Annotated in this window: 20 protein-coding genes and 2 tRNA genes; 12 read left to right on the top strand and 10 right to left on the bottom strand. The window is 41.1% G+C overall.

Annotated features, from left to right (window positions below; all coding sequences use genetic code 11):
* Nucleotides 1-2: 2 nt before the first annotated feature.
* Nucleotides 3-548, bottom strand: a complete 546-nt coding sequence (locus tag AB8M93_RS09585; protein ID WP_373057354.1) for a gluconate 2-dehydrogenase subunit 3 family protein — start codon at nucleotides 546-548, stop codon at nucleotides 3-5.
* A gap of 325 nt (nucleotides 549-873) precedes the next feature.
* Between AB8M93_RS09585 and AB8M93_RS09580 the strand changes: the two genes are divergently transcribed.
* From AB8M93_RS09580 to AB8M93_RS09555, 6 genes are all read left to right on the top strand, one after another.
* Entirely contained in the window at nucleotides 874-1323 is a 450-nt protein-coding gene (locus AB8M93_RS09580; protein ID WP_373057353.1) for an ATP-dependent zinc protease family protein, read from the top strand.
* Nucleotides 1295-2167 carry a 30S ribosomal protein S6--L-glutamate ligase gene (gene rimK, locus AB8M93_RS09575; protein ID WP_373057352.1) on the top strand — a complete coding sequence of 291 codons (873 nt, stop codon included), beginning with the start codon at nucleotides 1295-1297 and terminating at the stop codon, nucleotides 2165-2167. The genes AB8M93_RS09580 and rimK overlap by 29 nt, the downstream gene beginning before the upstream one ends.
* A 3-nt stretch (nucleotides 2168-2170) precedes the next feature.
* On the top strand, nucleotides 2171-3178 hold the full coding sequence (locus AB8M93_RS09570; protein WP_373057351.1) for a succinylglutamate desuccinylase/aspartoacylase family protein: 1008 nt from the start codon (nucleotides 2171-2173) through the stop codon (nucleotides 3176-3178).
* Entirely contained in the window at nucleotides 3147-3716 is a 570-nt protein-coding gene (locus tag AB8M93_RS09565) for a 5-formyltetrahydrofolate cyclo-ligase (RefSeq protein ID WP_373057350.1), read from the top strand. The genes AB8M93_RS09570 and AB8M93_RS09565 overlap by 32 nt, the downstream gene beginning before the upstream one ends.
* A gap of 68 nt (nucleotides 3717-3784) precedes the next feature.
* Nucleotides 3785-5236 carry a PAS domain-containing sensor histidine kinase gene (locus tag AB8M93_RS09560; protein ID WP_373057349.1) on the top strand — a complete coding sequence of 484 codons (1452 nt, stop codon included), beginning with the start codon at nucleotides 3785-3787 and terminating at the stop codon, nucleotides 5234-5236.
* A 1-nt stretch (nucleotide 5237) separates the two neighbouring features.
* A complete protein-coding gene (locus AB8M93_RS09555) occupies nucleotides 5238-5657 on the top strand; it encodes a response regulator (RefSeq protein ID WP_373057348.1) in 420 nt (139 codons plus the stop codon).
* Here the strand turns inward: AB8M93_RS09555 and AB8M93_RS09550 are convergent.
* From AB8M93_RS09550 to ileS, 4 genes are read right to left on the bottom strand one after another with little or no spacing between them, the layout of a single operon-like run.
* Nucleotides 5654-6274, bottom strand: a complete 621-nt coding sequence (locus AB8M93_RS09550) for a lipoprotein signal peptidase (RefSeq protein ID WP_373057347.1) — start codon at nucleotides 6272-6274, stop codon at nucleotides 5654-5656. The two genes, AB8M93_RS09555 and AB8M93_RS09550, sit on opposite strands and share 4 nt — an antisense overlap.
* A 38-nt stretch (nucleotides 6275-6312) precedes the next feature.
* Nucleotides 6313-7029 (bottom strand): DUF4097 family beta strand repeat-containing protein, encoded by a 717-nt coding sequence (locus AB8M93_RS09545; protein ID WP_373057346.1) that lies wholly within the window; start codon nucleotides 7027-7029, stop codon nucleotides 6313-6315.
* Complete coding sequence (locus AB8M93_RS09540; protein WP_373057345.1) at nucleotides 7004-7387, bottom strand: TraR/DksA family transcriptional regulator; 384 nt, start codon at nucleotides 7385-7387, stop codon at nucleotides 7004-7006. Before AB8M93_RS09540 ends, AB8M93_RS09545 begins: the two co-directional genes overlap by 26 nt.
* A 4-nt stretch (nucleotides 7388-7391) precedes the next feature.
* Nucleotides 7392-10811 (bottom strand): isoleucine--tRNA ligase, encoded by a 3420-nt coding sequence (gene ileS / locus AB8M93_RS09535; protein WP_373057344.1) that lies wholly within the window; start codon nucleotides 10809-10811, stop codon nucleotides 7392-7394.
* Between the two features lie 308 nt (nucleotides 10812-11119).
* Here ileS and AB8M93_RS09530 point away from each other — a divergent pair, with 308 nt between their 5' ends.
* A complete protein-coding gene (locus AB8M93_RS09530) occupies nucleotides 11120-11707 on the top strand; it encodes a hypothetical protein (RefSeq protein ID WP_373057343.1) in 588 nt (195 codons plus the stop codon).
* Between the two features lie 68 nt (nucleotides 11708-11775).
* Here the strand turns inward: AB8M93_RS09530 and recO are convergent, their stop codons facing one another.
* Both recO and gdhA read right to left on the bottom strand, forming a co-directional pair.
* A complete protein-coding gene (gene recO / locus AB8M93_RS09525) occupies nucleotides 11776-12495 on the bottom strand; it encodes a DNA repair protein RecO (protein ID WP_373057342.1) in 720 nt (239 codons plus the stop codon).
* Nucleotides 12496-12573: 78 nt separating this feature from the next.
* Nucleotides 12574-13917, bottom strand: coding sequence for an NADP-specific glutamate dehydrogenase (gene gdhA / locus AB8M93_RS09520; protein WP_373057341.1), 1344 nt, complete (start codon nucleotides 13915-13917; stop codon nucleotides 12574-12576).
* Between the two features lie 201 nt (nucleotides 13918-14118).
* Here gdhA and AB8M93_RS09515 point away from each other — a divergent pair, with 201 nt between their 5' ends.
* Nucleotides 14119-14895, top strand: a complete 777-nt coding sequence (locus AB8M93_RS09515; protein ID WP_373057340.1) for a THC0290_0291 family protein — start codon at nucleotides 14119-14121, stop codon at nucleotides 14893-14895.
* Here AB8M93_RS09515 and pncA read toward each other — a convergent pair.
* Genes pncA through AB8M93_RS09500 form a run of 3 tightly spaced genes read right to left on the bottom strand, consistent with a single transcriptional unit; the run spans nucleotide 14885 to nucleotide 17461 of the window.
* Nucleotides 14885-15499: a bifunctional nicotinamidase/pyrazinamidase gene (gene pncA, locus AB8M93_RS09510; RefSeq protein ID WP_373057339.1), complete on the bottom strand. Its 615-nt coding sequence runs from the start codon at nucleotides 15497-15499 to the stop codon at nucleotides 14885-14887. The genes AB8M93_RS09515 and pncA overlap by 11 nt on opposite strands.
* Nucleotides 15496-16905, bottom strand: coding sequence for a nicotinate phosphoribosyltransferase (locus tag AB8M93_RS09505; protein WP_373057338.1), 1410 nt, complete (start codon nucleotides 16903-16905; stop codon nucleotides 15496-15498). Before AB8M93_RS09505 ends, pncA begins: the two co-directional genes overlap by 4 nt.
* Nucleotides 16906-16930: 25 nt before the next feature.
* Entirely contained in the window at nucleotides 16931-17461 is a 531-nt protein-coding gene (locus AB8M93_RS09500; protein ID WP_373057337.1) for a macro domain-containing protein, read from the bottom strand.
* A 226-nt stretch (nucleotides 17462-17687) separates the two neighbouring features.
* On the opposite strand from AB8M93_RS09500, the gene AB8M93_RS09495 reads away from it, so the two are divergent.
* The 4 genes from AB8M93_RS09495 to AB8M93_RS09480 all read left to right on the top strand — a co-directional run bounded on the left by AB8M93_RS09495 (nucleotide 17688) and on the right by AB8M93_RS09480 (nucleotide 23218).
* Nucleotides 17688-17761 (top strand) — tRNA-Asn (locus tag AB8M93_RS09495).
* A gap of 131 nt (nucleotides 17762-17892) precedes the next feature.
* Nucleotides 17893-17966: transfer RNA gene (locus AB8M93_RS09490), tRNA-Asn, on the top strand.
* Nucleotides 17967-18295: 329 nt separating this feature from the next.
* Nucleotides 18296-20770, top strand: a complete 2475-nt coding sequence (gene galB / locus AB8M93_RS09485; RefSeq protein WP_373057336.1) for a beta-galactosidase GalB — start codon at nucleotides 18296-18298, stop codon at nucleotides 20768-20770.
* A gap of 60 nt (nucleotides 20771-20830) precedes the next feature.
* Entirely contained in the window at nucleotides 20831-23218 is a 2388-nt protein-coding gene (locus AB8M93_RS09480; protein ID WP_373057432.1) for a glycoside hydrolase family 31 protein, read from the top strand.

Below are 23218 nucleotides of genomic sequence, written 5' to 3'. Positions count from 1 at the left end.
TTCTATGCGTTATGATAAATAGATTTTTCTACAGGGAAACTTCCGTTCCAACGGGCAGGCACCTGCTCATAATGTAGCAGGTTCTTCATTACATATTCGGAACTCATATAGCCTCCTACGGTTAAGCCTTTTACAAAGGCCACGAAATTCATTTGCTCTTCAGGGTTATTTTCAGACTTTAACATAGTGGTTAATACCTCTTCCCGCTGCGTGGAAGAAAGTTTGGTGAAATCTTTTCCGAAAGCTTCGTCTGAAGTCTCATTTAGTTCCTGAAAACCCTCCATAAACTGTTGTTGTACTTCTTCACTAAAGCAATCTCCAACCATAGTGAGCACGAACTTATCCACCCCAAGCGCTTTAGCTCCTGGTGTTTCTGTTGAAGGAATGATGGTATCTACCATAGCAGTAAGCATTTTTTCCTGATCTTCATTAATATCAACAAAATTATCTGGTAAGCTTTCTGTGGTCCAGGAATCCATCCACAGAGGCACTGTAGCAATTCCCACAGCCGATATCCCAAGCACTTTAAGGAGATTTCTTCTGTTCATGATTATATTTTTAAGATTTTTCAACAGCTAATGCTTCATAAAAATGAATTTCATTAGCATTTTAAAATTTCGGATTTTCAAATATATAGGCGCAGCTACTGCAGTATTATTTAAACCTGAAGCACAAACTATGAATAATCAAATATCCGCCATAAATATAAGGTAAAATTAGAGAACTTATAATAAAAGCGTAACAATTACATTTAAAGATTGGGTCCAGGAATGGCATTTCAAAACCTGCTGATAACATAAATTATTTATGATCCCCGGGGTTATTTTTGCGATCCTTAAGAAGATAGGGACGTGATTTTATTATCTTGCGGTTATGGAGAAAAAAGTTATTGGAAGGTTTGATAAAGCAGATTTCCCGGCCCTTAAATTAAACGACATCGCAGTTAAGATAGATACCGGTGCATATACCTCGTCTATACACTGTGAAAATATAGAAGAAAAAGAAAACAAACTGTACTGCACTTTTCTTGATGATGAGCATCCTCTTTACAACGGCAAAGAATTTGTTTTTGAGGATTTTGACATCGTTTTTGTACGCAGCAGTAACGGGATCATTCAAAAAAGATATCAGGTTCAATCTAATATAAAGCTATTCGAAAAAGTCTTCAAAATTTCACTTTCTTTGTCTTCCCGGCAGGAAATGAGATATCCCGTCCTGATTGGGAGAAAATTCCTTACCAAAAAATTTATAGTAGATACCGAACTGATAGACGTCTCGCATAATTCAAAAGAAAATGAAACTAAAAATTCTATCCAGAAATAGCAGCCTTTATTCTACCCAAAGGCTTATAGAAGCCGCAAAAAAACGCAACCATGAAGTAGAGGTAATAGATCCTGTAAAATGTGATCTTGTAATTGAAAAGAAAAAACCTTCTATTTTTTATAAAGGAAAAGCAATAGAAGGGGCAGATGCCGTTATTCCAAGAATTGGCGCTTCCGTGACATTTTATGGTACGGCAGTGGTAAGGCAGTTTGAAATGATGGGCGTGTTTACCACTACCGAGTCTCAGGCACTGGTTAGAAGCCGCGACAAATTGAGGAGCCTTCAAATTCTCTCTCGGGCCAGGCTTGGCCTTCCTAAAACGGTATTTACCAATTATTCCAAAGACGTGCAGGAGGTGATAGATCATGTTGGGGGCGCACCACTCATTATTAAACTTCTGGAAGGCACACAGGGGCTGGGAGTGGTTTTAGCTGAAACCAATAATGCCGCAGAATCTGTTATAGAAGCTTTTAACGGCCTGCAGGCAAGGGTGATCGTCCAGGAATTCATCAAAGAAGCCGGAGGTGCCGATATTCGTGCTTTTGTAGTTGATGGCCACGTGGTAGGCGCCATGAAGAGACAGGGAAAAGAAGGAGAATTTCGCTCTAACCTGCACCGGGGAGGTTCCGCAGAAATTATTGAGTTAAGCGATGAAGAAGAGAATGCCGCGATTAAAGCAGCCAGGGCTATGAGCCTTGGTGTAGCCGGGGTAGATATGCTGCAGAGTGCACGCGGGCCGCTTATCCTGGAAGTAAATTCCTCTCCCGGACTTGAAGGAATAGAGGCCGCCACCGGTAAGGATATCGCCAAAACCATCATCAGGTACATTGAAAGAAATGTATAATTTATGCCGCAAATAGATAAGCACAACGTTCTGGAAATATTAGGCAAGAAAGTCTTGCCTGGGAAAAATGCCACCATCAATTTTAATATGGCCAAACTTTACACCACCACCTCGGTGGAGGTTCCTGTTATTATTGAACGTTCAAAAAAACCCGGCCCGGTGGTTTTGATCACTGCAGGAATCCATGGTGATGAAATTAATGGGGTGGAAATTGTGCGCCAGATTATTTCCAAAGGAATCAACAAGCCGCAAAAAGGGACCATTATATGCATTCCTGTGGTCAATATTTTTGGTTTCCTGAATCTTACCAGGGAATTCCCGGACGGGCGGGATCTTAACCGGGTTTTCCCGGGAACTAAACATGGGTCACTGGCCAGCCGGTTTGCCTATCAGTTCGTGAAAAAAATCCTTCCTATTGCAGATTTTTGCCTGGATTTTCATACCGGGGGTGCCAGCAGGTTTAACGCCCCGCAAATTCGCGTAAAGAAAGGCGATGAGCAAAGTCTTAAATACGCCAGTATTTTTAACGCACCTTTTACCATTAATTCTAAGACTATTACCAAATCTTACCGGGAAACCTGCTCAAAACTCGGCATTCCGGTATTGCTTTTTGAAGGTGGAAAATCTTCAGACAGCAACAAGGAAATTGCCCGGCACGGCGTAGATGGCGCCATGAGGATTCTCAGCCACCTGGACATGCTTTCTTCTAAATTTGATTATCCCGATCCTGTTACCAAAACGGTTATTATTGACAACAGCTTCTGGATGCGGGCAAAGTACAGCGGATTGCTGCATGTAAAGATCCAGTGTGGCAAGCATGTTGAAAAAGGGGAATATATCGCCACCATTACAGATCCCTACGGAAAATTTCGGCATAAAATAAAGGCCGCCAATGAAGGTTATGTAATAAACGTAAATGAATCTCCTATTGTGTACCAGGGAGATGCCGTTTTTCATATTTCTTTACCTCCTAAATCCCATGAAGAAGACAGCGCTCAGGAAGAAATATAAAGAATTAAGATTGGCTCTCTCAGAAGAAGAAATTGAGGAGCTAAGTCTAAAAATTGCCAATAAAGCCCTGGAGCTGCCCATTTGGGAGTATAGCTTTTACCATCTTTTTTTAAGCATCGCAGAACAAAAGGAAGTAGATACTGAGCCATTGCTGCACATCCTGCTGGGAAAAGATAAACATGTAGTACTTCCTAAAACCGAGTTCCAAAATAACAAGTTAAGAAATTTCCTGCTTACCGATACTACAACTATCAGAAAAAACCGATGGAACATCCCTGAACCCGAGGGCGGTATAGAAATTGAACCACAAAAAATTGATGTGGTTTTTATTCCCCTCCTGGCATTCGACGAAATGGGCCATCGTGTAGGATACGGAAAAGGCTTTTATGATAAGTTCCTTTCAGAATGTAAAAAAGAGGTTTTAAAGGTGGGATTGTCTTTCTTCGAAGCCGGATCACGGATAAAAAACGTCCTTTCATCTGATATCCCACTGGATTTTTGTATTACTCCGGAATTAATCTATACTTTTAGGAAATAATTAAAACAATTTGTAGCGCAGAAAAGAATATTTTTATATAAATATATTTTCCCCCAACCATACCTACAATGCTTAGTGACCTACAGCTTAACTATATTTTAGAAGATTTTGATATTTTTTACTGGAAGATCAACCTCTTTAGTAAAGAAATTACATGGTCTGAGCAGTTTAATGCGATGGTGGGTAATCCAGATCTTTCTGAAGATTCTTTTGAGTACTTTATAAAAGAAATTCTGCATCCCGATTACCGTTACGACTTCAGGGTTAATTTTGATAAACTTATTACTGAAACCGGAAGCTTTAATTTTGAGCTGAAATTAAAGCTTAAAAATGGCAAATTCCGCTGGTTCGAATGCAAAAACCTTCAGAGCAAAGAAGAAGGTTTCCGGGAAACCGCCGTGCTTTTGTTCGTGAATATCCACCAAAGCAAAAGAGACCAGTACACTATTGAAGAAAATTTTTTCTACTACCGGGAAACGGCAGAAATGACGAGTACCGGGGGCTGGTACCTGGATACCATAGACAAAAACATCTACTGGGATAATGTAACTAAAAAAATAATGGATTGCCCCCAGGATTTCCAGGTGAATTATGAAGACAGGATGCGCTTTTACGCCCCTGAGCACCATCACCTCATGACTAAGGCCTTCAGCAAGTGTGAATTATATGGTATTCCCTTTAAAATTGAAGTAAAAATGCTCACCCTATATAACCGCGAGTTTTGGGTTAGGGCCACAGGCAAACCGGTATATAACGAAGAACAGGAAATAATTGGCATACGAGGGGTCTTTCAAAATATAGATGAGAATAAAACCAATGAGATCAACCTGCAGGATTCTCTGGATATCATAGCAACCCAGAATTCACGGCTCTTTAATTTTGCACACATTGTTTCTCATAATCTAAGGTCCCACAGCAGCAACCTTAGTTTAATAGTGGAGCTTCTTAAAGAAGCCAGAACAGATGCCGATAAGCTGGAACTGCTGGCTAATGTGGAATATGTTTCTGAAAATCTAGATGCCGCTATTGCACATTTAAATGAAGTGGTAAGCGTACAAACTTCGCTACACAAAGAAAGGGTTAAAGTTAACTTTAATGAAGCCCTGGAATTTGTTCTTGCTTCTATTTCTTCCCTGATTAATCGGGAAAATGCAAAAATTGTCGCTGAATTTCACAACTTGAAAGAAATTCTGTATATCCCTGAGTATCTTGAAAGTATTTTACTAAATTTAGTTAGCAATGCCATTAAATATAAAAAACAAGGCAGGAAACCAATAATCTTTATTCAGTCTTATACAGACAACGGGAAAGAGTTTCTTGAGGTAAGTGATAATGGGATGGGCATTGATCTCGATCAACACGGGGATAGTATGTTTGGAATGTATAAAACGTTTCACGGCAATCCCGAGGCTAAGGGAATTGGCCTTTTTATAACCAAAAACCAGGTGGAGGCGCTTGGGGGCACAATTTCAGTCACCAGCACTGTTGATGTAGGGACAACTTTTAAAATTAAGTTTTGATATGGGGCAAAAAGTAGAGCTGGCATGTATTATTGATGATGATAAGATATATGTCAATTTGGTGAAAAAAATTATTGAGATCAAGAAGCTTTCAGAAAACCTTCTGGTTTATAAAAACGGAAAAGAAGCGCTGGATTATTTCAAGCTTATTCTAGGCAATATGACTGAAGATAAATTGCCTGAAATTATATTCCTGGATCTTAATATGCCAGTAATGGACGGATGGGAATTTTTGAACGAGTTCATTAAGATTAAAAACAACTTTAATAAAAAGATTACTCTTTATGTGGTAAGCTCTTCCATAGACCCGCGCGACCTGGAAAGAGCAAAATCCATTAATATGGTGACCGATTATTTAATAAAACCTATTGAACTTAAAAAGTTTGAGAAAATTTTTGAGAAAAGGACCACTGCCGCCTAGGATTTACTTTCGCCTTCCTTATGTTTGGGAAACGCCTTTTTATTAAAAATAAGCATGAGAACCACTCCTATGGTTATAGAACTGTCTGCAATATTAAATACAGGTTCAAAAAAAGTAAAATAGTTGCCTCCCCATACTGGGATCCACCCCGGTAAGTATCCTTCATATAATGGAAAATAAAGCATATCTACCACTTTCCCATGAAAAAGGCTGCTATAGCCCCCTGCTTCCGGCAAGAAGCTTGCAACGTGCCTGTAACTGTCGTCAAAAAGAATTCCGTAGAAAACTGAATCGATAATATTCCCCATTGCTCCTGCAAAAATAAGTGCTACGGAAATTATTAAAATTCTGGAAGCATTTTTTCTTACTGAATCCCAAAGCCAGTAACCAATCCCAAAAATCGCCACCAGTCGAAACAAAGTGAGAATCAGTTTTCCATAGGCACCCGGAATTTTTGTGCCCCAGGCCATTCCTTCATTTTCCACAAAAAGAATATGAAACCAGTCTAAAACCTTAATTTCCTCTCCTAAAGTAAAATGTGTTTTAATATAAATCTTTGATATTTGATCTATGATGAGGATCAGGACAATAATTAAGCTGGCTTTTTTTAAAGACATGGAATAGTTTGGTTAAAAACGCACCAAAAATACTAATATTATTTAGTTTTCTGCACACTTATAGCCCCATTAATAGAGGTGAGTTTTAAGAGGTTAGTTCCAGGGGAAAGATTTGCCAGTTCCAGGCTTCCGGTTCTTGTACTGGCCTCTACTGTAGCCTTAGTGGTTTTAACAAAAATATCCCCTTCAAAAGTGTTAATGGTAGCGTTGCCCTTAAAATCCAAAAGCCTGCAGTAGCCCTGCTTGAGATTGGCTTCAAAATCTTTAAAATCTCCTTCAGCAATTACAGAGGCAATATTAGATCTAAGGAATACCTGCCTATTTGCAGGTATTTCTATAGTTACCTCAAGCGAAAAAACTTTATGAGCGCTTAATTTATCGAATCCGCCGGTATAGGATTCGGGATATTCAGAAGAAAGCAGCAGTTTCCTCCCGTTTATCTCGGATCTTAAAAAAATGTTGTTGAAATATTCTCCTTCAGAATGGGTGGTGATACTAATATTAGAAACAGCAGCAGTTTTTAAACTGATCTTGTAAACTTCATCGCTGTTAATTTCAATAATGTCAATGTTAGAAGCATCTATAATCTTAGCAACGTCCTTTTGAGCCTGAATTTTAATCAGGCTGAAAAAAATAAAAAAGATGCTAAGAACCTGCTTCATTTTAGAACGGAAAACGCTCCTGGCTGAAGAATCAACAGGAGCGTTTTTGTTATTTTTAATCTTTAAATTATCGCTGAAGATTTTTCGCTTCAATGCTTAAAGTTGCGTGAGGAACCAGTAAAAGACGCTCCTTTGCAATTAATTTCCCGGTGACACGGCAAATTCCGTAGGTTTTATTTTCTACCCTAAGAAGAGCATTCTTCAAATCCCTGATAAACTTTTCCTGACGGATGGCAAGTTGTGAATTCGCTTCCTTGCTCATAGTTTCACTACCTTCTTCAAAAGCTTTAAATGTTGGGGAAGTATCATCTGTACCATTGTTCCCATCATTTTTATAGGCGCTTTTATAGATTTCCAGCTGCTCCTGGGCCTTTTCTATCTTTTTTAGAATTAAGGCTTTGAATTCTGCCAGATCAGCATCGCTGTAACGTTCTTTAACATCTGTTGACATAAGGCTACTGTTTTTTAATAAACAATTTTGTGGTAATATCATCAAACTCCACCTGGGTGCCGTCTTCAACCACATCTGCAAATTCGAGATTTGCGGTTAACGTTTCATTTTTAATGTAATTTATATTCTCATTAACGGCATCCTCGACCATGCCATCTTTTTGTAGGGTCACGTTTATAGTGTCTGTAACTTCAAAACCGGAGTCTTTACGCATATTTTGTATACGATTAACCAATTCCCTTGCCACTCCTTCTTTTTTCAATTCAGGTGAAATGCTAACATCCAGCGCAACAGTTATGTTACCGCTGCTGGCCACCAGCCAGCCTTCAATATCCTGAGAAGTAATCTCCACTTCTTCGGCCGCCAAAGTAATCATTTTTTCATTAATTTCAACCTCTATCCTGCCCTGCTGCTCTATTTTGGCAATATCTTCTGAGGTGAATTTATTTATCTTATTGACAACCAGCTTCATATCCTTACCAAATCTTGGGCCAAGAACCCTGAAATTAGGTTTTACCTGCTTCACCAGTATGCCTGAAGCATCATCTATAAGCTCGATTTCTTTTACATTTACCTCGCTTTTTATAAGCTCCTGAACGGCCATAATTTCCTCCCCCTGTTCCCTGGAAAGTACCGGAATCATTACACGTTGCAAGGGCTGACGAACTTTGATCATCTCCTTTTTGCGAAGCGAAAGCACTAATGAAGAAATGCGTTGTGCCTTCTCCATTTTGCCTTCTAATTTTTTATCAACAAACTTATTATCAAATGTAGGGAATTTAGAGATATGAACAGATTCCACTTTTTCTTTCCCGCTAGCTTTATTAAGATCCCTGTAAAGGCGTTCCATATAAAAAGGCGCAACAGGAGCTCCTAATTTTGCTACCGTCTCCAGGCAGGTATAAAGAGTTTGATATGCTGAAATTTTATCCTGACCATAATCACCTTTCCAAAACCTTCTGCGGCTAAGGCGTACAAACCAGTTACTAAGATTCTCCTGGACAAATTCTGAAATAGCCCTGGTCGCCTTTGTAGGCTCATAATCTCCATAAAATGCATCCACTTTATTTATGAGTGTATGCAATTCTGAAAGTATCCAGCGGTCAATTTCAGGCCGTTCGCTTAGCGGAATATCCTCTTCAGCATAAGTGAAAGTATCAATATTGGCATACAAAGTAAAGAACGAATAAGTATTGTAGAGCGTTCCGAAGAATTTTCGCTGCACTTCCCCAATTCCTTCAATGTCAAATTTAAGGTTGTCCCACGGGTTCGCGTTAGAGATCATATACCAGCGGGTGGCATCCGGCCCAAAAGCTGCCAGAGTTTCAAAAGGATCTACCGCGTTCCCTAACCTTTTGGACATTTTCTGGCCGTTCTTGTCCAGCACGAGTCCGTTGGAAACCACATTTTTATACGCCACGTCATCAAAAATCATGGTAGCTATGGCATGTAGTGTATAAAACCAGCCCCTGGTCTGGTCCACACCTTCCGCAATAAAATCAGCTTTGCGCCAGGTTTTCTCTACTTTTTCCTTATTTTCAAACGGATAATGCCATTGGGCATAAGGCATAGAACCAGAATCGAACCATACATCTATAAGATCTGCTTCCCGCTTCATGGGTTTGCCACTTTCTGAAACCAGCACGATCTCATCAACTACATTTTTATGCAGGTCTACATTATCATAATTCTCGTCACTCATATCTCCTGCCTTAAAGGCTTCAAAGATATTTTTATCCATAACCCCTGCCTCTACAGCATGTGTTATTTCTTCTTTAAGTTGTGCAATAGAGCCTATTATTTTCTCTTCTTTCCCATCTTCAGTTCTCCAGATTGGAAGCGGGATTCCCCAGTACCTGCTTCGGGAAAGGTTCCAGTCGTTAGCATTGGCCAGCCAGTTTCCAAAGCGGCCTTCCCCTGTAGCTTTAGGTTTCCAGTTTATGCCAAGGTTTAGCTCGTACATACGGTCCTTAACATCGGTCACCTTAATGAACCAGGAATCCAGCGGATAATAGAGAATTGGCTTATCTGTTCTCCAGCAATTTGGGTAACTGTGGACGTACTTTTCAACCTTAAAAGCGCGATTTTCCTCCTTCAGCTTAATAGCTATTTCAACATCTACAGATTTTTCCGGGGCTTCGCCATCATTATAGTATTCATTCTTCACATATTTCCCGGCGAATTCGCCCATTTCTTTTCTAAACTTCCCCTGTAAATCCACCAGCGGAACCAGATTATCATTATCATCTTTAACCAGCAACGGTGGAACCTCGGGAGTTGCCTGTTTCGCCACAAGGGCATCATCTGCACCAAAAGTGGGAGAAGTATGAACGATTCCCGTACCATCTTCTGTAGTTACAAAATCCCCGGCAATGACGCGGAAGGCATTTTCAGGATTATGGTAAGGCTGCGCATAAGGCATAAGCTGCTCATAGCGAATTCCTACGAGATCTGCACCAACATAACCCTTCCCAATAAAATAAGGAATTTTGCCTGCCTTGCTGTTAGACTGGTCTCCTGCTTTATAATTTTTTAGCTCCTCTTCATTTTCAACTTTTCTGAATTTTTTATCAAACTGCTTTTCAGCAAGATCTTTGGCCACTATAATTGTTATTGGTTCAAAGGTGTACTGGTTGTATGTTTTTACCGTAACATATTCAATTTTTGGCCCCACGGTTAGCGCGGTATTGGATGGCAAAGTCCACGGAGTGGTGGTCCAGGCGATAAAATAGGCCCCCTCCAAACCTTCACCAACAGGGGAGGCTTTAGAATTGCTTATTTTGAACATTGCCGTTACCGTGGTATCTGAAACATCCTGATAAGTTCCCGGCTGGTTAAGCTCGTGTGAACTAAGGCCGGTCCCGGCCTTTGGGGAATATGGCTGGATGGTATAACCTTTATAAATAAGGCCTTTCTTGTAAATTTCAGAAAGCAGCCACCAGACGGTTTCCATGTATTTAGATTTGTAGGTGATATAGGGATCGCCCATATCTACCCAATATCCCATTTTTTCGGTAAGGTTATTCCACACATCTGTATAGCGCATCACTGCATTTTTACAGGCGTGGTTGTACTCTTCTATACTAATTTTATTTCCAATATCTTCTTTGGTGATTCCCAGTTCTTTCTCTACTCCAAGCTCCACCGGTAAGCCGTGGGTATCCCAGCCTGCTTTACGTTTTACCTGAAAACCTTTTTGGGTTTTGTAACGGCAAAAAATATCTTTTATAGCACGCGCCATCACGTGGTGAATTCCAGGCAAGCCATTTGCCGAAGGCGGGCCTTCAAAAAACACAAATTGCTCCTCTCCCTCCCGGGATTCCACACTTTTTTCAAAAATCCTGTTCTCCTTCCACCAGCCAAGCGTCTCTTCTGCAACTTTTGGTAAGTCAAGTCCTTTATATTCAGGGAACTTATTGCTCATTTTCTTGAAATTTCTAATGATGTGCGAAATTAATCAATTTTCGTAAAAGAGAAGTCCCCTATAATGGAAAATAAGACCTTTGCTCGTGCCTTACTTATTACAGCAGTGTTTCCTGACATTCATGATTTATTCTGACATATAATTCTTACATCAAAATCAATTAATTTAAAATGATCTTCCTATTTGTTAGCATAGGCTGCAAAGTGGCTAAAAACTGTTGCTTTTTCTACAAACTTTCCCTAATTTGGATAATCCCTACAAATTTACCTGCTCAACCTGCGGCTTATTCATGGAAATAAATAAAGTAGATGAGCAAAAACCTTCCTTTGTACCTAGCATGTATAACAATTTTGGCCTGCAGTTGTACTACTGTGGATTCTCCTCTGGAACCCATTAGAATTTTAGAGGAAGCGTACTTCTTACGCTTCAGGGAAAGTGGGGTTTTAAAGGAATACCGTATTATTCAGCTGAGAGAAACCGGCAACCCCTACTCTGATGTTGAAGGATTTGCAAACACACCTGTTGCATTAGAATTCTGGGGAGCTGATATTCCTGTACACACCACTTCCATAAGCGCTATCTTAAATGATGATGCTTCCCCGGAGCAATTTCAGCTTAATCTTTACACTCCTGAAGAGATTGAAACCAATAAAGAATATACTATTAGCCCATTTGCTTATATGGATTTTCTATTTTATAAAGGCAACTTGCTTTATGGAGAACATTTAGCTCATGATCCTGAAAAGTATAACTGGAGGATACGGTTTACCAAAATTGATGAAGAGGGGATAAGCGGGGTATTTTCGGGCACGCTGAAAGGAGCTAACGGGAAAATTGAAATTACAGAAGGATTGTTTCATGTTCCTACAGAAAACGTCCTGCCCACCAGCTTTTAAGATCTTTCCTGGTCGCTCCGCAGCAGTCACTGCTTGCATAGCTTCATAAAAAAGTAAAACAGAAAATCTTAATTAAAAATTTCATTTAGAACCGCCAGGGATTTTGGTTTCCTGAAACCTTCAATATGCAGTTCGTAGTAAAGCAAAAGCAGGTTCAGAAATCCTGTGCGGCTCTGTTGATTAAGCTTTATATCTTTTGAAGAATCAAAATCGGCTGAAAGAAACTGCTTCAAAAAATCCAGGTTTTTTCCTTCTACACAATATTCATTTGTCCTGATTTCCTGAAAAACCCCATCCAGCATATTGAAATATGACAAATCTGCCGAGGAGTCTTCCGGTTGGAAGCCGAGATACCGGGTAAGCTTCAACAGGAAAATCAAATGGAAATTAGCAATGGAGCCATGCAGGTCCAGCCAGTTAAGGCTGAGCTTAAGATATTGGTACAAGGCAGGATTAGGTTCCTCTTCTTTTATGGCATTCCTTAAAACTTCAGCTAAAAACATGAGCATGGAGCCTTTTATCATATTAGTATGAAGCGACTGGTATGTGTGTAAAACTTTAGCTTCTTTGAGGTACTCCAGCGTACCTTTATCTTTATGGCTGGCAACCACCTCCAGTTGGGTTAGTAGCTGAAAGAGCGATGCTTTCAACTTACCCTTTCTGGATTTTAAGATTCCCCGTAACATATACGTTTTCACACCACTCTCCAGGGTATAAGCCCTCACAATAAGATCTGCCTCGCCATATTTAAGCGCACTTAAGATTATGGCTTCTGTTTTAATAAGCATCGGGAGAAATTTGAAATTCAAAGATATTAAAAAAGCCGCCCAAAAGGAGCGGCTTAATATAATGTTATAAAGCAGAAGCTACACCACGCCCTGGGCGAGCATAGCGTCAGCAACTTTTACAAAACCTGCAATATTTGCCCCTTTTACATAATCTACATATCCATCGTCATCTGTCCCATATTCCACGCATTTTGAATGGATATTATTCATAATTTCATGTAGCTTTTTATCCACTTCTTCTGAAGTCCAGGAATATCGTAATGAATTTTGAGACATTTCCAAACCTGAAGTGGCCACACCACCTGCATTTGAAGCTTTACCCGGTGAGAAAAGAATTTTCGCCTTCTGGAAAACTTCCACAGCTTCCGGGGTACATGGCATATTCGCGCCTTCCCCAACACATATGCAACCGTTATCTACCAGCTTTTTCGCATCTTCTTCCAGTAGTTCATTTTGTGTGGCGCAGGGAAGTGCTATATCGCAGTTTACACCCCACGGGGTTTCGCCCTCATAATATTTGGCATCGGGATACTCGTCTACATATTCGCTGATTCTGCCCCGCCGCTCATTTTTAAGTTTCATGATAAAATCAAGCTTCTCCTCATCAATTCCTTTTTCATCAAAAATATATCCGCTTGAATCTGACATGGTGAGTACTTTGGCGCCTAGCTGGATGGCCTTCTCTGCCGCAAATTGCGCCACATTTCCAGACCCGGAAATAATTACTTTCTTATCTTCAATTTTCTCCCCTCTCCTGGAAAGCATATTTTGCGTAAAGTAGACGTTACCGTAACCTGTAGCTTCAGGACGAATTAACGATCCTCCGTAAGAAATTCCCTTTCCGGTTAAAATACCAGTAAACTCATTTCGCAGTCTCTTGTATTGGCCAAACAAGTAACCAATTTCACGGCTACCTACACCTATGTCTCCGGCAGGAACATCGGTATCTGCACCAATGTGTTTTGCCAGTTCTGTCATAAAACTCTGGCAGAAACGCATTACTTCATTATCTGATTTTCCTTTGGGATCAAAATCTGATCCTCCTTTACCGCCACCCATTGGAAGGGTGGTAAGCGAGTTTTTGAAAACCTGCTCAAAGGCGAGGAATTTTAATATGCTCAGGTTCACCGTGGGATGAAAACGCAAACCGCCTTTATAGGGTCCTATTGCAGAATTCATTTGAATCCTGAACCCGCGATTTACCTGGATATTCCCTTCATCATCCAGCCAGGAGACCCTAAACATAATTACCCGCTCAGGTTCTACCATGCGTTCCAGAAGTTTAACATTCTGATACTTTTTATTTTTTTCTATAAAAGGAATTATAGTTTCTGAGACCTCATGAACGGCCTGCATAAATTCCGGCTCGTTTTGATTTCTTTTTGATACTTTATCTAAGAACTCTTTTACATTTTGTTCCATAATGTGTGGTGCTAATAAAGTTTATTAAAAAATTTTACTTTTATGCGGTGCAAATATAGAGGTTCTCTAAAAGATAGGCGATGATTTTTATTTTTTGATATAATATTAACGTACAAATCATTTCCTTGTATCCCCATAATTTATTTAAATTATATCTTAAACTTCTTTTTATATATTTGTCAGTACTTCAAGTGCGTCCATATGCAAAATACCAGAGTATTTTTAATGGTGTTTTTCCTTTTGTTTCTTACACAGGGGAATGGCATCGCACAAATACATGTCTCTAATGAAGTTGGGGTGCTCGCCGGGCCGGCTGGTTTTTTTACCGATTATGGAGAAAGGTGGAACGTTAGGAATAATTTGGAAAATGAAGGTTTTGGCGTTGGCGTGGTGCATTACCTAAGTTTTGCATACAAAGCAAGATGTACCTGTGAAAGATCTGAAAGCTGGTTCAGTGATCATTTTAGAATTAGAAATGAGTTTGATTACCTTAGGTCCAAACTGGAGCATTTTGGGCCGGTAGCCAATGGCAAAGGAGAAGGAGCAAGAAAATTGAGAGCCATGCATGGCTTTACCGAAACTTATGAGCTGGGAACACATTTGGAGTATCATTTTATGCGCATTAAAGATTTTACAAATTTTGCCGTATTATTTGGCCCTTATGTTAGTCTTGGAGTACATTATGTATACTACACCCCTACTGCATATTCAGATCTGGGTCCGGTAGACGACCCAAAGATACTTTTCCCAAGCTTCCAGGGAGGGCTGGATCTGGAGCCTAGTACCACTTTTGCCATTTCAGGAAGTGTAGGTGTTAGGTACCGGCTGGGCATGCAACATGATCTTCTTATTGACGCGCGCTGGAATTATTATAATTCAGATTTTATTGATGGCTTAGATGTGCAAGGGCCTCAGAATAAGTACAACGACTGGATTTTCTGGCTGAATGTGGGTTATGTTTTTTATATTAATTTTTAGAAATTTTTTCTGAAGTTATTATTTTTCCACCATTTGCAAGGATGCTTTTTTTTGCCTTTTCAAATTCCAAAGGATTTAGTGCTCTGGTGGCATCTTCAATTAATAGTGCTGAAAATCCCTCCTGTAGAGCATCCTGAATGGAAAAAAACACACAGAATTCTGCAGCAAGTCCGCTGAAATAGATTTCCTCAACCCCTTTTTCCTTTAGATATCCTGCCAGGCCGGTAGATTTTAAATGTGCATTGTCATAAAACCCGCTATAACTGTCAATTTTTAGGTCTGTGCCTTTTCTGAAAATAGCTTCAATTTTTGAAGTTTCCAGATCCTTGTGAAAGGCAGCACCTTCAGAATTCTGCACGCAATGCTCCGGCCAGAGCACCTGCTCTATTCCGTCTAATTCTATCTTTTCAAATTCCATTTTTCCGGCATGGCTTTTTGCAAAACTGGCATGCCCCGCAGGATGCCAGTCCTGAGTGGCAATAACAAGTTCAAACTTTTCCTGAAGCCTGTTTATTACCGGCACCACCTGGTCTCCCTCAGGAACAGCCAAAGCCCCAGCGGGCATAAAATCATTTTGTACATCTATAATGAGTAAGGCTTTCATGCTTTGCTTTTATATTCTTTAATTAAAAGGTCCCGTTCTTCTTTCAGGCGGCTGCTCAAGCCTATTTTATAAATATGAGGATTGTTAAAGCGTTTATATTCTATAGGCAGCTCGGCAACCCTGGAAAGGCTGTAATCTGCAATTTCCTGTAGGCTGCGTTTTTTCAGCAAACTTTTCCCGTTTTCCATCACCTTCTCCAACAGCGGCTCCTGCTCATAATCTTCTATTTTCAACGACTTATAGGGCTCAAAAGGATGAAACATTTCCGTTACATGGGTTTCTTCAGAAAGGCCAATGGCATCTGCACCTATACATTTCCCATCTTTATTTTTAATTCTAAAAACCTGTTTTTTATGCGGAAGTGTTACTTTTGAGAGGCTTTCTGAAATTTTTATCCTTGGTTTTCCTCCGGAATATACCAATTTGTAAACCCCATCCAAAGCGGCATCTGGGCTGCCGGTTACAAGGTTAGTGCCCACCCCGAAAATATCTATTGGCGCCTGCTGCTCTAAAAGGCTTTTTATCACATACTCATCAAGTTGATTGGAAGCCGCAATTTTTACATCATCCAGGCCTTCGGCATCAAGAAGTTTTCGGCTTTCTTTTGCAAAATAAGCCAGGTCTCCGCTATCCAGCCGAACCGCCAGCAGCTTCTGCCCTCTCTCCTCCATTTCTTTTGCTACCTTAATGGCATTGGGAATGCCGCTCTTCAAGGTATTATAGGTATCCACTAAAAGTACGCAATTCTCCGGACGGCCTTTAGCAAAGTCCCGGAATGCTTCCAGCTCGTCATCATAACTCTGAACAAAAGAATGAGCCATCGTCCCGGAAACCGGAATTTCCATATCCATTCCCGCGATTACATTACTGGTCCCATCAAATCCCCCGGTGACTGCTGCACGCGTAGCATAATAACCTCCCGGCCCCTGAGATCTTCTCAACCCAAAATCCAATAGTTTTTTATCTCCTGCCACCAGCCTGGTCCTGCTGGCTTTAGTCGCGATAAGCGTCTGGAAATTCAAAAGGTTTAACAGGAGGGTTTCTATAAGCTGGGCTTCAATCATATTTGCTTCCACCTGCAGCACAGGCCGGGTAGGAAAAACAACATCCCCTTCTTTTGCTGAAATGATATTACCTCTAAACCGAAACTCCTGCAAATAGTTAAGAAAGTCTTCTTTAAAGCCTTTAGTCTTTAGGAACTTAATATCCGCAGGATCAAACCTTAGCTCTTCAATAATTTTAAGCAGGTTTTCCAGGCCAGAAAATACAGCATACCCTCCATTATAAGGTAATTTTCTAAAGAAATATTCAAATACAGCCTGCTCATCTTTTTGACCTTTTTCAAAATAAACCTGAGCCATGGCCAGTTGGTACTGGTCCGTATACGTGGCAGTAAAGTTGAACATAATATATTTTGTCTTGATATTGAACTTATTGAAGTTCTTCAAGCTTTTTCTGGTAAATTTCCAGATCTGCCTGTGTGAACAGGACAAATTTAATCTTTTCTACCTGCTTTAGCCTGGGTAATTCTCCTAAAATTGTCCTTACGGCAACTTCAGCCGCTTCTTCCATGGGATAACCAAATACACCAGTAGAGATTGCGGGAAAAGCGATAGAGGTAATAGTATTTTCTTCAGCGAGCTTTAGGGCATTTTTATAACAATTAGCAAGAAGCTCTTCGTGATTTTTTTTTCTTTCATAAACCGGGCCCAGGCAATGGATCACGTATTTATTTGGAAGTTTATGCGCTCCGGTAATAACGGCCTCTCCCGGACGAATGGGAGCAAAATCCTGACACTCCTTATAAAGGTCTGGCCCGGCGGCATGATGAATAGCACCTGCCACTCCACCCCCGGTGGTTAACTCGGCATTAGCCGCATTTACTATAGCTTCTACATCTGGCTGCTGTGTAATTCCTCCTTTTACGGCTTCAATGCTTATTTTGGCATTTGTAACTTCCATATCATAAATTTTTTATGAATCTAATATTTTTTTGCATGATAAAAAATGAAAATCTTAATTTTGACAGGAAAAATATACAGGTCTGGCTTTTGGAGAGCCTCTTATGACTTTTTATTTAAAAAATCCCTCCGATAAGATTTAAAAAAGGCCTATTTTTTCTTTATAATTTTTAGCAGGAATTTAAAAATTCTATTATATTTGCATCCGCAAAATTGATTGCGAAAATTCCTCCTTAGCTCAGTTGGTTAGAGCATCTGACTGTTAATCAGAGGGTCCTTGGTTCGAGCCCAAGAGGAGGAGCAAAAGTTTAAGGCAAAATTCTATTGGGCGAGAAGCCTGTCCCGAGCGAGTGAAACGGAGTCGAGGGAAGCCCAAGAGGAGGAGCAAAGAGCAACAGAAAGCTTTTTTAAAAATTCTGGACATACTGAAATTCCTCCTTAGCTCAGTTGGTTAGAGCATTTGACTGTTAATCAAAGGGTCCTTGGTTCGAGCCCAAGAGGGGGAGCAAAATAAAGCCTGGCGGAAATGCCGGGCTTTTAGCTTTTTTAAAACCCGGAGGCAAAATAGTACTATACTTTGCAAAAATAGATTCAGTGCATCCTCTCTTCTCTAATTATATTTGAGACAGATTGTGATTTTCTAATAAAAACCCTCTTAAAATCCAAAAATTAAAGAACTTAGCCATGGTTTTTTAACAATAACAAATTCTGCGGTTGATTTTTATCGCTAAAGTATCTGGTTAAACCCTCTAAATTTTAAATCACACAGTTTTAAAACAAAAACTTTATCTTTTTAGGATCACTATTAGAACATCACCTCTTCTGAAGTTACACAATGAAGACTATAAAATTATATCCTGTTTTGTTCTTCCTTTTTGCTGCGCTGGCCGACTGTAAAGCTCAGGAAGCTCAAGGCCTGGCAGAAAGTAGAAAAATTGCCTTTAATTCGGCATGGCAATTCCACCTGAACGATTCCATTGAGGATACCATTAACCAAAATACCGAATGGCGGGAACTGGATTTGCCGCACGACTGGAGTATTGAAGGGGAGTTTAATCCTGAGAATCCCTCAGGCGTGGGCGGCGGTGCCTTGCCCGGAGGATTGGGCTGGTACAAAAAAACATTTAAAATTGAAGCTGAAGACAGCACCCAACTTACTTCCATTGTTTTTGACGGGATTTACCAGGACAGTGAGGTCTGGATTAATGGGCAGCAGCTTGGCAACAGGCCCTACGGCTACATCTGCTTCGAATACAATTTAACACCTTACCTTAATTACGGCGAGGAAGAAAATGAGATCCTGGTTAAAGTTGACAATTCCAGTCAGCCTAATTCCCGATGGTATTCCGGTTCTGGCATTTACAGGAATGTGTGGCTAAAAACCACCGATAAACTGCACATCCCGCAATGGGGTACTTTTATCACTACTCCGCAGGTAACTTCAGAAAGTGCTTCAGTTGAAGTTGAAATCAGTCTCAAAAATGCTTATGCTGAAGCAAAAACCGCAACTATACAGACTTCTTTTTTAAATGGCGAAAATGAAGTCGCTTCAGTTTCCGAAGAAATAAATATCGCGGCTTCTTCCGAAGAAAAAATCCACCAGAAAGTCGTTATTGAAAATCCCGGATTATGGTCGGTTGAAAATCCACAATTATACACTGCAGTTACCAAAATTTTGGTAGACGGAGAAGTGCTGGACAGGTATGAAACTTCCTTTGGGATAAGAAGCTTCAAATTTGATGTAAAGGAAGGCTTTATCCTGAACGGGAATCAGGTAAAAATAAAAGGGGTTTGCATGCACCACGATCTTGGCCCTCTTGGCGCGGCCATTAACACCCGCGCGATAGAACGCCAACTGGAAATCCTGCAGGAAATGGGCGTTAACGGCATACGCACCGCCCACAATCCTCCCGCGCCGGAATTGCTGGACCTTTGTGACAGAATGGGCTTTATCGTTATGGACGAGGCTTTTGACATGTGGGCGCAACACAAGACGGAAAATGACTATGCCCAAAACTGGGAACAGTGGCACGAAAAAGACCTTACGGACCTGATTGTAAGGGACCGTAACCATCCCAGCATCTTTATGTGGAGCATCGGGAACGAAATCCCCGAACAATGGAGCGAAAAAGGCGCAAAAATAGGTTGGGAACTGGCGAAAATAGTTAAAGAATTGGACAGCACCCGCCCCGTGATCGCCGCGATGAATCCGCCAATTGCAATAAACAGTAACGAAGACATCAGCATACAGTTTGAAGAAAACCGGGCGCAGCCTAATGCTTTGGCAGGTTCGGGCGCACTGGATATCATCGGCTACAATTATGCCCACGAAACTTACCCCTACCATTTAAAGAATTTCCCCAATACGCCATTTATCGCTACGGAAACCACTTCGGCTCTTGAAACCAGGGGATATTATGAATTCCCTTCAGATACCACCAAAATCTGGCCGGTAAGCTGGGACAAGGTCTTTGAAGGTGGGAATCCCGATAATACTGTTTCGGCCTTTGACCAGGTAAGGGCGCCATGGGGTTCTCTCCATGAGGCCACCTGGAAAGTGATCAAAAAATACGATTTTCTTTCCGGGTTTTACATCTGGACCGGGTTTGACTATATAGGTGAGCCTACTCCTTATATCTGGCCTTCCAGAAGTTCATATTTTGGAATTGTTGACCTGGCCGGTTTTCCCAAAGATGTTTATTATATGTACAAAAGTGCATGGACTACCGAAGATGTACTTCATATTTTGCCGCACTGGAACTGGCAAAAAGGCCGGGCCGTAGATGTTTGGGCGTATTATAACAATGCCGATGAAGTGGAATTATTTCTGAATGGAAAATCTATGGGCACAAAAAGCAAAGAAGGTGATGACCTGCACGTGATGTGGCGTTTCCCTTTTGAACCCGGTACCTTAAAAGCGATATCCAGGAAAGACGGCAATGTGGTTAAAGAAACTGAAGTGAAAACCGCCGGAGAACCTTTAAAACTGGAACTTTCAGCAGACAGAAGTACAATAAAGGCCGATAATAACGACCTTTCCTTTATCACGGTTACTATAACCGATGAAGAAGGAACCCTTGCGCCACGGGCCGGTAACCTGATAAAATTCAGCCTTGAAGGGGATGGAAAAATTGTAGGCGTGGCCAGCGGAGATCCAACCAACCATGAATCCTTTAAAGGCACCGAACACAGCGCGATGAACGGCAAAGCCCTGGTGATTGTTCAGTCAGGAAAAGAAGCGGGAAATTTAATACTTACTGCAACTTCTGAAGGACTGCAAAAAGCCAGCATAACCATAACAGCTAATTAATTCAACAATATGAACCTAAAATCTTACCTATTCGGAAATAAATATATTGCCGGAATTTCCATGACTTTAATTCTGGGAATATTGGCAGTTTCAAACCTCAACGCCCAGGATCAAAATGCCGATATCCTGAATGCCCCGCCAGATATGAGCGAGACTTTTGAAAATTACCTAAACACCTTTTACTTTGCAGATGAACTTACCAAATTTGATCCTGCAACGGGTAAGGGAACCATAAAATATCTACGTAATAATTACGAAACCCGCCAGGCTTTTAACAATATGCTTATGCGGCCGGTTCCTGCGGAAGCGAACGAATTCCCAACTACCGAATATGAAGCTTCCCCGGAATTGCCTTTCGAAATCCAGTTTGTTTCAGATCGCACTATCCGCATTAAAATGGCTTCCGGGCCACAGTTTCACGAGCAGGAAGAATCGCTGATGCTGGTGGATGGCACGGCGCCTAACCACCCTGAAGCATGGAAATCTTCAAAAATTGAGGGCGGCTATAAATTTACCAGCGCCCATGGTTCCGTAGAAATTCAATCCAAACCCTGGCATGTGAAGATCTTTGATGAAAATGGGAAATTATTGACCAGCACTTTACACAGTGCAGATGTCACCAATACTTATACTCCTGTTCTGCCATTTTCCTACGTGCGCAGGAGCAGCGATTACTCCAGGAGTTTTGCACCGGTATTTACCCTCGAGCCGGGAGAAAAGATCTTTGGTTGCGGGGAGTCTTTTACGCAATTCAACAAAAGAGGCCAAAAAGTGGTTTTATGGACAGATGATGCCAACGGGGTGCAGAATGAAACTATGTACAAACCCATCCCTTTTTATATGAGCAGCCGCGGGTATGGCGTTTTTATGCATACCTCCTCTCCTATTGCGGTCGATTTTGGTAAATATTTTAGTGCTGCCAATAAAATGATGCTGGGCGATGATGTGGCAGATCTTTTCATTTTCATTGGAGAACCTAAAGATGTTTTAGATGAATATACCAATCTTACCGGGAAAGCCGCCATGCCACCACTTTGGTCGTTCGGGTTCTGGATGAGCCGCATCACTTATTTTTCTGAAAAAGAAGGCCGCGAAGTGGCTGATAACCTCAGAAAATATAAAATCCCCAGCGACGTGATCCATTTCGATACCGGCTGGTTTGATGTGGACTGGAGAAATAATTATGAGTTCGCCGCCGATCGTTTTGATAACGCTGAAAAAATGCTTGTCGATATGAAAGATCAGGGCTTTCATGTAAGTTTATGGCAATTGCCATATTTTACGCCGAAAAACACCCTTTTCGATGAAATAATTGAAAATGACCTGGCAGTAAAAGACCGTAAAGGCAATATTCCTTACGAAGATGCCGTGCTGGATTTTTCCAATCCTGAAACCGTTACCTGGTATCAGAATAAACTGAAAAATTTGTTTGACCTTGGCGTAAGCGTTTTTAAAGTCGATTTTGGAGAAGCAGCGCCTGCCAACGGAATTTACCATTCCGGCCGTACCGGTTTTTACGAACATAACCTTTACCCGTTGCGATACAATAAAGCGGTAGCTGATATCACCAAACAGGAAAAAGGCTATACTCTAATCTGGGCCAGGAGCACCTGGGCCGGTAGTCAACGCTATCCACTCCACTGGGGCGGCGACGCAGCGACCACAAATTCTGCCATGGCAGCGACTTTAAGAGGAGGATTGTCTTTAGGATTAAGCGGCTTTAGCTTCTGGAGCCACGATGTGGGCGGATTTGTAGCTAAATCACCAGAAAATTTATACCGAAGGTGGACGCCTTTCGGAATGCTTTCTTCGCATGTGAGAAGCCACGGCGCACCGCCAACAGAGCCATGGGAATACAGTGACAGCTTCCTGAAAGACTTCAGAAAAGCCGATAATATGAGGTACCAACTAATGCCTTACATCTATGCGCAGGCCAAAGAAAGTTCAGAAAAAGGCCTGCCCATGATGCGTGCCTTATTTGTGGAATTTCCCGATGATGCCGGCTCCTGGCTGATTGACGATGAATATTTATTAGGCTCAAGCATTCTGGTAGCCCCGCTTTTTGAAGAAGTAACTAAGAAAGATGTTTACCTGCCGGAAGGCCAGTGGATAGATTACCAGACCGGCAAAGTATACGAAAGCGGCTGGCATACTATTGAAGCCGGGGAAATTCCAATTATCGCCCTGGTTAAAAACGGCACGGTTATTCCGCATATAAAACTGGCGCAATCCACACAGGATATGGACTGGAGCAAACTTGATTTAAAAGTTTATGCAGCGGAAGGTACCAATTCGGCTACCGGAAAAGTTTTTCTTCCGGAAGGTGATGCTTTGCAAACCCTAAACCTCAGCAGAAAAGGAAACACTTTTGAAATGGAAGAGAATCCGTTAAAAGGAAAAACCAGTTTTAAAATAGAATTACAAAAGAATCAGCCTTACTCAAATTAA

The organism is Autumnicola aciditolerans, assembly GCF_041679265.1.
In the GTDB taxonomy this organism is placed as follows: domain Bacteria; phylum Bacteroidota; class Bacteroidia; order Flavobacteriales; family Flavobacteriaceae; genus Autumnicola.
Note: the sequence above shows the minus strand (reverse complement) of the source record. Positions and strands in the feature narration are given on the sequence as shown.

Bases quoted from the DNA above. Each gene is read 5' to 3' on its own strand.
- AB8M93_RS09555 (WP_373057348.1), top strand. From the start codon at position 5,238: ATGGGGCAAAAAGTAGAGCTGGCATGTATTATTGATGATGATAAGATA.
- gdhA (WP_373057341.1), bottom strand. From the start codon at position 13,917: ATGGAACAAAATGTAAAAGAGTTCTTAGATAAAGTATCAAAAAGAAAT.
- rimK (WP_373057352.1), top strand. From the start codon at position 1,295: ATGAAACTAAAAATTCTATCCAGAAATAGCAGCCTTTATTCTACCCAA.
- AB8M93_RS09515 (WP_373057340.1), top strand. From the start codon at position 14,119: ATGCAAAATACCAGAGTATTTTTAATGGTGTTTTTCCTTTTGTTTCTT.
- AB8M93_RS09540 (WP_373057345.1), bottom strand. From the start codon at position 7,387: ATGTCAACAGATGTTAAAGAACGTTACAGCGATGCTGATCTGGCAGAA.
- ileS (WP_373057344.1), bottom strand. From the start codon at position 10,811: ATGAGCAATAAGTTCCCTGAATATAAAGGACTTGACTTACCAAAAGTT.
- AB8M93_RS09560 (WP_373057349.1), top strand. From the start codon at position 3,785: ATGCTTAGTGACCTACAGCTTAACTATATTTTAGAAGATTTTGATATT.
- AB8M93_RS09580 (WP_373057353.1), top strand. From the start codon at position 874: ATGGAGAAAAAAGTTATTGGAAGGTTTGATAAAGCAGATTTCCCGGCC.
- AB8M93_RS09585 (WP_373057354.1), bottom strand. From the start codon at position 548: ATGAACAGAAGAAATCTCCTTAAAGTGCTTGGGATATCGGCTGTGGGA.
- AB8M93_RS09505 (WP_373057338.1), bottom strand. From the start codon at position 16,905: ATGTTCAACTTTACTGCCACGTATACGGACCAGTACCAACTGGCCATG.
- pncA (WP_373057339.1), bottom strand. From the start codon at position 15,499: ATGAAAGCCTTACTCATTATAGATGTACAAAATGATTTTATGCCCGCT.
- AB8M93_RS09570 (WP_373057351.1), top strand. From the start codon at position 2,171: ATGCCGCAAATAGATAAGCACAACGTTCTGGAAATATTAGGCAAGAAA.
- AB8M93_RS09480 (WP_373057432.1), top strand. From the start codon at position 20,831: ATGACTTTAATTCTGGGAATATTGGCAGTTTCAAACCTCAACGCCCAG.
- AB8M93_RS09565 (WP_373057350.1), top strand. From the start codon at position 3,147: ATGAAGAAGACAGCGCTCAGGAAGAAATATAAAGAATTAAGATTGGCT.
- AB8M93_RS09550 (WP_373057347.1), bottom strand. From the start codon at position 6,274: ATGTCTTTAAAAAAAGCCAGCTTAATTATTGTCCTGATCCTCATCATA.
- AB8M93_RS09500 (WP_373057337.1), bottom strand. From the start codon at position 17,461: ATGGAAGTTACAAATGCCAAAATAAGCATTGAAGCCGTAAAAGGAGGA.
- galB (WP_373057336.1), top strand. From the start codon at position 18,296: ATGAAGACTATAAAATTATATCCTGTTTTGTTCTTCCTTTTTGCTGCG.
- AB8M93_RS09530 (WP_373057343.1), top strand. From the start codon at position 11,120: ATGAGCAAAAACCTTCCTTTGTACCTAGCATGTATAACAATTTTGGCC.
- recO (WP_373057342.1), bottom strand. From the start codon at position 12,495: ATGCTTATTAAAACAGAAGCCATAATCTTAAGTGCGCTTAAATATGGC.